The organism is Bacteroides sp. (genome assembly GCF_030151085.1).
Taxonomy (GTDB): Bacteria; Bacteroidota; Bacteroidia; order Bacteroidales; family Bacteroidaceae; genus Bacteroides.
Window position 1 is genome coordinate 39,878 of record NZ_JASLER010000055.1, and the last position, 8,677, is coordinate 48,554.

An 8,677-nucleotide genomic window follows, 5' to 3' on the forward strand; every position below is an offset into this window, starting at 1 on the left:
AGGGACAAATGCGACCTATTTGAACCGATAGTTCAAATTAATTCGTTACATTTGCATCATTCTTAAATAATAAATCCCATGGCACACCGTCTGAATACTAACAAACAGTTCATGATAGGCAACGGCATACTGGCTTTTGCCGTGATTTTCGTAGTTGTAATCTTCGTTTATATGAGTATGCGTTTACAGCAACAGAAGAATGGCGAACGCAATTTTATGGAAACATACACCATTACTCTGACGAAAGGCTTTGCAGGTGATTCACTTTCTCTACTGATTAATGACAGTGTACTGGTAAATAAGAAAATTGCCGAAGAGCCTTTCACCATAGAAGTGAAACGCTTCGCCGAACAAAGTGCATTGATGATAGTAGACAATGCAACTGAAAAGCTCTCCTTATTCGAATTAAGCGAAAAAGGAGGAAAATACAGATTTGAAAAAGAAAACGGAGAAGTAAAGCAGTTGGCTCAAGAATAAAGCAACCTCCAGGAGACTACTCCGCTTTGAAATAGAACTTATGCTTCAATGACTTGCCCGGCATCTTAAACGTAAGTTCTATAAAGTTTTCTTCGTCATCCAGACAATCTTCGCTGCTGTAGGTAATCAGAATTTCTTCTCCACGGGGAATAGCCTTCAACTGTGAAGCACAATTAGATGTCAGTTTGGGCATAACGGAAGTCGTGATTCTTTTCCCATTCAGATACAAAGTCACCAAACAAGCATCTTTTGCATTTGCTTTGCTTTCTGCGGTAATGGATGCAGGCAATTTACGATAATTTTGCAACACACCTTCTGCCCATTCGCGACGTGTTTTATCAAAGAAATATTCCACAGCAGGATTCATCTTTGTAATACATTGATCGATCTCTTCTACCAAAGTTATATCAGATATATGGATTTCCATACTCTTTATCAAGTCTTCCATTTCACGATCCTGCTTCTCAAACTCAGCAATCAAGGCTTTATGCTGACTTTCAGGAAAAGGATAGCGTATAGCATAACAATAGGTAATCTTTCCACTTTTCTTTTCCTGACGCTTTTCCCAATAAGAACCATCAACCTTTGATAAAGAAATCCCTTTGATAAACGGCAAAGAAGCCGCTTTGGTAGAGCCTTCCGCCGTATAACGATCTACAAACTCGGTAATGCGGTCACCATTCCCGGTAACTTGGTTTACAGTGTGGGAGTCTGAAAACTCGATATTCTGTGCGATAGACTGTATAATCTGCCGCTTTATACTCTCCAAACATTGCTGACGGGCTTCTTCCATGTTGCCAGCTTCGGCAGAAGCCACCATATAGCCCGATTCAGCAGATTCATACCACAACGGGGCTTTCTTGTCGCTCTTCTCAACTACTTTATATTGTTGGGCAAACAACATTGTGATACCGAAGCCAAACAGTGCGGCAGTAGTGAGGAAAATTCGAAGTAATTTCATCATTCATTTCCTCCTTCTTGGTTATTATCTTCAGCCGATTCAACGGGTGTCTTGGCGGCAGCTTCTGCAATACGCTTGCGGGCTGTGCGGATGAAGCGAACAAAAGCGCGGTCGGTCACCTTAATCTGAGAGATTAGAGCAGCAACAGCTTGTTCTTCGCCTTCAGTGGTATCACCTTGCACCTCAATGGTTACTGTAGCATACATACTTCCATCTTCCCGGTTACGGGCAGTCAAAGAAAGTTCTCCGGTGACCAGTATCACGTTTCGTACTAAACCTTCCGTACGTTTTGTTTCTCCAAGAACCAACTCCGGCTGAATCACATAAACGTTGCTCTTCGATGCAGTTCCTGCATTATTCCGGGCCAGTATTTGTTCCACTTTCAACTTTAACGCCTCGGCACTTTTCTGGCTTAGCCCTTTCTGAACTGGAGTGCCGGCTATAAAGTGGATGCTCTCCTGTGCTGCCATTCCCAAAGAAAGCACAGCAAACAACGCCCATAAAATGATCTTGTTTTTCATTGTCCTACAGTTTACTTGATTGTGATAGTCAATCCCTGCCCCATGGTAACCACAGAAGCCACATAATCTCCCCCAAGTATTTCATCGAGGAATTTCTTTAGTTCGGAACTAAAGTGGGAAATGGTATAAGCACGTCCTTGCGCTTCGTCCCAAATAGGTACTTGCATAGAAATATCAATCACTTTGTCGTTGCTGCGACTCATATCATATACACCATTCAAAGAATGGGTTTGCAACCAGTCTTCCAACACTTGTTTAAAGTCATTATCTCCACCGGGTGTGGGTTGTTCGAAGTCCCAATCGGTTACAGATTTGGAGAGCACCATTTGAATGGCCATTTCACGACCGTTCTTCACGATGTCATTAAAAGAGGCCTGCAATTTGGTAAAGAACTCTTCTTTGGTTTTCTTCAGCGCATAATCGGTCAGCTTTACAGTATCAGTTGTCATGTACTTGCCACTCTGAAAGGTTGCACTTGCCAGATTACCTGCTGTCTGAAGTTCGGTAGCACTCAGTTCAAGTGTCACTTCGCTCTGACGATTCGGATGGGTGGTTGCTATGGCTTTTGCAGTCACAATAATGTCGGCACCCATGTTTTGTATCATCTTCGTTGTAGCATCGGACTGTGTACCGGCAGTCAGAACATCATTCCTTTTAGCCCGTTTCAATTGGGCTATAAAGTCTTTAGTCTTATAGCCACGGGTACTGAATTCACTTGTCATCTTACTCACGGCATAGCTCAACATCTGATTGTGGTCAAGAATAGTGCGTACATCCTCCCCTTCTTTTGTATAAGGAACCACCGTCACAGTAGGCAATTTCACCTGATTACTGGCATTGCCTACCGCCATTGTGAGATTAGTCTGTACTTTATTCCGATTCAGATCTTTCTGTAAAGCATCAAAGAGTATAGTTACATCAACCGTTGCACGATAATTCTTTCCGACTTTCACCGTGTTCTCAGTTTCTGTGTAATCTTTCACAAAAACGGAGTAACGTCCTTCATCAAAAAATCGACGATCATAATCAGGCTTAGCAGTTGCAATTAGCGGATTGCCATTGTTCACTCCTTCTATCCCCGTATAGAACAGAGTATAGAAAGCGGATTTCAGAGCCATAGGCACAGCCTCTTTCTTTTTCTCGGCTACGCCTGTAGAGTGAACAGAGAGTGTATTTCCCTGCTGTTGCAAGAAGGTGACTTCGCTGGAATAATTCTGTGCATGCACACCCACAGCCAGAAACATCCCCAAAAGGAGCATCCAATAGCATTTCATAATTGTAGATTTATTAATGGAACAAACCACCCATCAGTGTCTGCTCACGTGAGACGATCATTATAGTTTGCCCGTCATTGATGGCCTGCATGATTTCTTCTCCACCCTTCTGGACTTTGCAAAGAGAAATATCTTCTCCTTCAACGGTTTTTGTTGTGAGACGTCCGATTTCCTTTTTAGCAGTTCTGCCGGCAACTTCACGCGCTACATAAACAGTGAATTTTTGCGCTTCTTTCACGCCATGCATAGATCCCAAATTAATATAAACTTCTTCGGCTTTTCCTTTCTTTTCAGTATTTACCTCAAGAATCGTTCCTTCTATTTTGAAGTATTCATCTACAAAGTCACGCATACTATGCACAGCGTAAGTAATGGTATTAGCGATGGCTTCTTCCTTATTGCCTCCTCTACCACCAGTCAGCCCAGCATGTTGTATAGTCTTTGTTCCTATTAAAGTGCCATTTTGAGATTTGGTAACTTTCAACGTATAGGTAATCGAACCATCATAATAACCTTTACCCTCACTATCTTTCTTCCAAGTGGATGTCATGGAAGATACTTGTCCGGTGATAATATATTGAGCACCTAATTCGTTCATCGCAGAAAGGCGGTCCATTTCGTTATCCTCACCTGCTGAAATATTCTCAGATGACCGTCGTTGTGCCTCGATACGTAGTGCATCTTGTGCATCCACATCAATAAGAATAACACGATCCATCTTCTGTATACCTTCAATCACACTATTGCGTAGACCTTCTACCCATGCAAAAGGTGCATTGCTCGAACGACGAAAGTAATCAATAAATACAGTGGGTTTCCCTTTAGGCTCATCAAAACTTTGAGCATATCCTGCTGCTACATAGCATAAACAGAATAATATTAATAGAATCTTTCTCATAAATAGTGCTTGACTTTTAATTATCTGAATATCTGTTTGATTTAATTTTTCAAAAATAAACATTTATTATCAGCCCGCAAAAGTGTTGACGTTTATTAACTCAAAAAAGAAGACAAGAGAGTTATCATGAAAGCATCAGATAGTAGTACGATATTGTTTCAATTCATCCCGCAAAGCTTGCGCTTTTCCATCGGTCAATTGGTTCAACAAAGCCCAAAAGCGTTCTCCATGATTCATCTCACGGGTATGAGATAACTCATGTAACAGGACGTAATCAATCAAATGCTTGGGCAATAAAACCAAGAAATAGGAAAGATTGATATTACCACGACCGGAACAACTTCCCCAACGTCCGCTACTAGAATTAATCTTCACACTTTTATAAGGAAGGTTATGCCGAGTGGAAAGCATATATAGACGGGGAGGAAGAATAATCTTTGCATTTCGCCGTAACGCCTCTTCAATTACTTTATGTAGCCAATCCTGCAATGCCTCATCAGAAAAATCGGCATCAGGAGGACATATAATCTGCATCTCGCCCAGTTCGGAACGGGATAGAAAGCGCTCCCGTTGACCACTAACAAGGCTTAGTTTAAAGAATTCCGTATCAATCCGGTAATTCAAATCGATTAACGGACGCACTTGTTTTTGTTTGGCAGTTTTCAGGCGGGGACGTAACTCTTCAATAGCATTTTTCAGTTCTTTCATTGAGGTGCCGGGAGGCACAGTCACAAATACCCCATCCTCTTTTGTACGGAACGTCAGGCGCCGTGCCCGACTATTCACCCGAACAAACAAACGGCCAAGTTCCTCATCTTCTATAATGTGTTCTGATTCCATTGAATTCTCTATGAATGAACAAAAGAACAAAGATTTGACCGAAAAAACAAGTAATTGCCTCCTAAAAGCGAACGGAGTGTCCGAAAACGAACACTCAGCAATTACAATTAACTGCACATAATCAACACTTTACATTTATGGCACAAATATTGAATATTATAGGCGGATTAAACTTTCTTTCAAAAAAGACACTCGATCATGCAACTTTTTGGAAACTGTTTACGTCTAATAGATAAATGCTAAATCATAAAAACAAATGAATATGAAAAGTTTAACAACATTCATCGCAATCGCTTTTTTAGCGTTCAGTACTACAGCTTGTTCACAACAACATACGTACAGCTCCGGAGGTCTCTTCGGAGGTAAAACCGTTAAGGGCAGCAAGAACTTTGTAACCAAGAACATCAAAGTAGAAAACTTCGAAAAGATCAGTGTCGCTGGTAGCCAAGATGTAATCTATAAACAGAAACAGGGTGCTCCAAGTCTGGAAATTTATACTTCCGACAATATTGTTGATTTGCTCGATATCCAGGTAAAAGGCAATACGCTCGTTATCGGATTCAAAAAAGGAGTAAATGTTTCATACGACAAACTCGAAGTACGTGTCACTTCTCCTAATTTAACAGGTGTTTCAGTGGCCGGTTCAGGCGATTTCAATTTTGCCAACGGATTGAAAAGCCAAGATGACCTTTCTCTCAGTGTTGCCGGTTCGGGCGACATCAAAGGAGCAAACATCGGTTGCAATAATATGAAAGTTTCCATTGCAGGATCAGGTGATATAAATACCAGCTCTATCTCTTGCAATAGCTTGAAAACATCGGTTGCCGGCTCGGGTGACATGAATATTAAGGATATTACAACTAGCAATGTTGAAGCAAGTATCGCAGGCTCCGGTACTATCCTGTTGAGTGGTAAATCACAAGAAGCCTCATACTCTATCGCCGGTTCGGGCGATATCTTCGCAGACGGTCTGGAAGCCAAGAATGTAAATACCTCCATTTCAGGTTCAGGCGACATTAAATGTTTCGCTACTGATTTTCTGAAAGTTCGTACCAGTGGAAGCGGCAGCGTAGGTTATAAAGGCGAACCGCAACTGGACATTCCGAAGAAAGGATTATATAAACTATAAAGAAATTGCATTAACTTTGGATTAATAAATAGAAAACCTAAACTAGATTCTCTCTAATAAATTACCTATAGAAAGATGATTTCTAAAAAATGGCAAAAGGCTTCCGTGAGGAAGCCTTTTGTTCGTAAAACACTCTCTACCACCGGAGAGTAAAATCAATCAATTAATAAAATGTCTGTGGTATATTTTACTTATCAACATTCAGGATACCTGATTCACTATCACTGTTATTGATACGTTTCTTCGATGATTTGTAGCTCTTGCCAAACTCAAAATTATAGTTAAGCCGCAAAACAAACATTTGACCGAGTTCCTTAGCATATGTCCACGAAGAGTTGGGAGCAACCTTACTGATCCGTTCTTTTCCAGTTTTATAGTTATTGGTAAATGGGAAAAGTGCACCAACTCCTAACTGAAACTGTTTATGGGTATAAGTAGCCATGAATACAGTCTTATTCTCACCTTTGTAAATGGTCTCTCCAAACAATTCATTTTTATTCTTGCTATACTGCCCTATCAATGAAAACTTTTTATAATTAAGTATTCCCATCAAATTATAATAGAAACAGTTATAGGTATGGGTGTAGTCATTTCCATTAGACCAGTATCGTGCAAACCCGCCTTCAGCACTCAGAGTAAGGAAATTCTCCAGGTTACCCACTTTCAATCCACGGAGTACAAAAGTAGGTCCCAACAGAAATGCTTGCATGGATCGTTGATTCTCATCCATTATAATAATCTTATCGCCTTCAGCAAAGACACTCTCCATAATAGCATCCTTCCGATACAGATGTCTCACATTCAGCATAAAAATAAAGGCCTTTTTCATATACGAGTAGTTCAGTGTATTGTTATAGGTACTATAGGTCTTCAAAGACGGATTTCCACGCATAATCTGAATGGTATCGATGGGCTGCTCCACATCGGTAAGTGCACTAAGCGAAGGGATGGAAGGCTCTACATTGAAACGGTAGTTGATATTACCGTTCTTATGGGGTGCAAAGTTCAATCGTACAGTAGGTGTAAATGTATAATAAGTATGCTTTTGCCCTCCTTCTTCAAAATAAGAACGGGTAAGACCGGCACTGACGCCATAGCTTACTTTCTTAATATTTCCCTGTATTTCTGCAAAAGCTGATGACTTGGCTTGATTCATCTCGGAGGTCATGGGTGAAGAACCTGCATACTTATTCTCGGCATACATCTGATAATGGCGCAAACCGGCACTGAAGGCCAATGATTTAAACTTTTTATCATAGATTGCTTCACCGATAATAGAACGTTTATTTCCTGTCACATCTGTTTCAATAGCGGCCAAAGTTTTGTCCTGAGTAGTATATTCACTGTACTGCCTGTTAGAAGTAGAATGAATCAGCGTACCAGTTACATCAAAAGTCAATGTCTGGTCGTGCGGTAACATACGTTGATAATACACATCAAGAGAAGGCGTATAGCTGAACTGCTTGTTATGCAGTTTAGAGAGAATATAACTATCAGTATTAGATGCGTCATAAAGTTTATTTGACTGATCCAAGAAAGGAGCATCATTTATACTGTTACGGAATGTCACGTTCAGCATATATTTATCAGGTTCGGAAAGATTGTACGAGAGGTCAACATTGTGATCAAAATGTTTGCTCTTATCGTTTATACCTTCTTGTACACGGTGTATAGTCTTGTTATCCAAGTGATATTCTTCCGTCATATCCGTACGTGTTTTCTTGAATCCTCTGTCATTCAAGTTATAAAACACTCCCCACTGTGATTTTTTATAGTTGTATTTGGCAACCACGCTATTTTCTCCAAACAGCATTTGAGGAGAGTTTAGCGTTTGTATATTCACCAATCCACCTGATTCGCGTTGGCGCACAATAATATTGACTACTGCGCCCAAGCTACTGTCACCATAACGTTCTCCCGGATTCTCGATAAACTCTATTCTTACGATATCTTTGGGTAACAAAGCTGCCACTTCGGTGGAGGTAGCAACAATACCATTGATGCGAGTCTGTACGGAAGCACCATTGGCTTCCATACTTTTATTTATTGAATTTACCTGCAACCGTGGAATAGAAAGATTCAGCATCAAGTCGTATGGATTATAGGCGTTCTTCATTGCCGCACTCGTGGGAACAATCACCATTCTATCTACTTTCTGCGTGATGCTATTCCCCGAAACAACGACCTCATTCAGTGAAACTGATGCCTCTTGCAAAAGGATATCACCCATCTGAATAGTACCATGGGGATTACTTATTACGATTTGTTCACTGTTATAGCCGATATAAGACACTTTCAATAAAAGATCGGAACCAGCATTCACCTTCAGTGAGAACTTCCCTTTACTACTTGTTGTACCTCCGGTAATAAAAGTAGAATCGGGTAAAGAAACAACCGCTACATTTACATATTCAATAGCTCGATTATTATTATCAACTACTGTGCCCTCCACTTTAACTGTTTGTGCTATTGCTGTAATATTCACCAGCAATATCAATATATTTATTATAAATACTTTTTTCATAATATGATTTTCTATACGTAAATTATCATGTTTATTTCTTCAAAGCCTCTTCA

At 40.4% G+C, this 8,677-nt stretch carries 8 protein-coding genes; 2 read left to right on the top strand and 6 right to left on the bottom strand.

The genetic code is table 11. The annotated features are described in order from the left end of the window. The first annotated feature begins 78 nt into the window (after nucleotides 1-78). Complete coding sequence (locus Q1W14_RS10870) at nucleotides 79-477, top strand: hypothetical protein (RefSeq protein WP_300701424.1); 399 nt, start codon at nucleotides 79-81, stop codon at nucleotides 475-477. Nucleotides 478-493: 16 nt separating this feature from the next. Here the strand turns inward: Q1W14_RS10870 and Q1W14_RS10875 are convergent, their stop codons facing one another. The 5 genes from Q1W14_RS10875 to Q1W14_RS10895 all read right to left on the bottom strand — a co-directional run bounded on the left by Q1W14_RS10875 (nucleotide 494) and on the right by Q1W14_RS10895 (nucleotide 4,971). Beyond that, nucleotides 494-1,441: a hypothetical protein gene (locus Q1W14_RS10875; RefSeq protein ID WP_300701425.1), complete on the bottom strand. Its 948-nt coding sequence runs from the start codon at nucleotides 1,439-1,441 to the stop codon at nucleotides 494-496. Then, on the bottom strand, nucleotides 1,438-1,959 hold the full coding sequence (locus Q1W14_RS10880) for a hypothetical protein (RefSeq protein ID WP_300701426.1): 522 nt from the start codon (nucleotides 1,957-1,959) through the stop codon (nucleotides 1,438-1,440). The genes Q1W14_RS10875 and Q1W14_RS10880 overlap by 4 nt, the downstream gene beginning before the upstream one ends. Nucleotides 1,960-1,970: 11 nt before the next feature. After that, a complete protein-coding gene (locus tag Q1W14_RS10885; protein ID WP_300701427.1) occupies nucleotides 1,971-3,233 on the bottom strand; it encodes a DUF6175 family protein in 1,263 nt (420 codons plus the stop codon). 13 nt (nucleotides 3,234-3,246) lie between these two features. Beyond that, the gene (locus Q1W14_RS10890) at nucleotides 3,247-4,131 is read right to left on the bottom strand and encodes a hypothetical protein (RefSeq protein WP_300701428.1); all 885 of its coding nucleotides are present in this window, start codon (nucleotides 4,129-4,131) and stop codon (nucleotides 3,247-3,249) included. 135 nt (nucleotides 4,132-4,266) lie between these two features. Beyond that, the gene (locus tag Q1W14_RS10895) at nucleotides 4,267-4,971 is read right to left on the bottom strand and encodes a SprT family zinc-dependent metalloprotease (RefSeq protein WP_300701429.1); all 705 of its coding nucleotides are present in this window, start codon (nucleotides 4,969-4,971) and stop codon (nucleotides 4,267-4,269) included. 262 nt (nucleotides 4,972-5,233) lie between these two features. Here Q1W14_RS10895 and Q1W14_RS10900 point away from each other — a divergent pair, with 262 nt between their 5' ends. Next, on the top strand, nucleotides 5,234-6,100 hold the full coding sequence (locus Q1W14_RS10900) for a head GIN domain-containing protein (protein ID WP_300701430.1): 867 nt from the start codon (nucleotides 5,234-5,236) through the stop codon (nucleotides 6,098-6,100). Between the two features lie 187 nt (nucleotides 6,101-6,287). Here the strand turns inward: Q1W14_RS10900 and Q1W14_RS10905 are convergent, their stop codons facing one another. Then, nucleotides 6,288-8,624 carry a TonB-dependent receptor gene (locus tag Q1W14_RS10905; protein ID WP_300701431.1) on the bottom strand — a complete coding sequence of 779 codons (2,337 nt, stop codon included), beginning with the start codon at nucleotides 8,622-8,624 and terminating at the stop codon, nucleotides 6,288-6,290. Nucleotides 8,625-8,677 lie beyond the last annotated feature (53 nt).